Genomic DNA, 1,082 nt, shown 5'->3' with positions numbered 1-1,082 from the left:
ACTGTCATCTTGATGTTATCACCAGGCATTACCATTTCTACGCCTTCTGGTAACTGTACGTCACCCGTTACGTCAGTTGTACGGAAGTAGAACTGTGGACGGTAACCTTTGAAGAATGGAGTATGACGACCACCTTCATCTTTCGAAAGTACGTATACTTCTGAAGTGAATGTAGTATGTGGGTTGATTGAACCAGGCTTAGCTAGTACTTGACCACGTTCAACGTCTTCACGTTTAGTACCACGTAGAAGTGCGCCGATGTTTTCGCCAGCACGACCTTCGTCTAGAAGCTTACGGAACATTTCAACACCAGTACAAGTAGAACGAGTTGTATCATTGATACCAACAATTTCTACTTCGTCATTGATGCGGATGATACCAGCTTCAACACGACCAGTTACAACTGTACCACGACCCTGGATTGAGAAAACGTCTTCGATAGGCATGATGAATGGCTTATCGATGTCACGCTCTGGCTCTGGGATGTAAGAATCAAGTGCATTTGCAAGCTCAACAATCTTATCTTCCCACTCTTTCTCGCCTTCTAACGCTTTAAGCGCAGAACCAGCGATTAGAGGTAAGTCATCACCTGGGAAATCGTATTCTGAAAGAAGTTCACGAACTTCCATTTCTACTAGTTCAAGTAGCTCTTCGTCATCTACCATGTCACATTTGTTCATGAACACGATGATGTAAGGAACGCCAACTTGACGAGAAAGAAGGATGTGCTCACGCGTTTGTGGCATAGGGCCATCTGTCGCAGCAACTACTAAGATCGCGCCGTCCATTTGAGCAGCACCAGTGATCATGTTTTTAACATAATCGGCGTGACCAGGACAATCTACGTGTGCGTAGTGACGTGTAGGTGTATCGTATTCAACGTGAGACGTTGAAATAGTGATACCACGTTCGCGCTCTTCTGGAGCGTTATCGATTGATGCGAAATCTTTAGCAACACCGCCGTATACTTTTGCAAGTACGTTAGTGATTGCTGCAGTTAGTGTAGTTTTACCGTGGTCAACGTGGCCGATTGTACCAACGTTTACGTGCGGTTTTACGCGTTCAAACTTTTCTTTTGCCAT

1 protein-coding gene is annotated in these 1,082 nt (G+C 44.9%); it reads right to left on the bottom strand.

The window, feature by feature from the left end; translation table 11 throughout:
• The coding region (gene tuf / locus BW142_RS20470) for an elongation factor Tu (RefSeq protein ID WP_076926146.1) at nucleotides 1–1,082 on the bottom strand (1,082 nt) is incomplete at its 3' end.

This window comes from Pseudoalteromonas sp. EB27 (assembly GCF_001974875.1).
Classification (GTDB): Bacteria; Pseudomonadota; Gammaproteobacteria; order Enterobacterales; family Alteromonadaceae; genus Pseudoalteromonas.
Note: the sequence above shows the minus strand (reverse complement) of the source record. Positions and strands in the feature narration are given on the sequence as shown.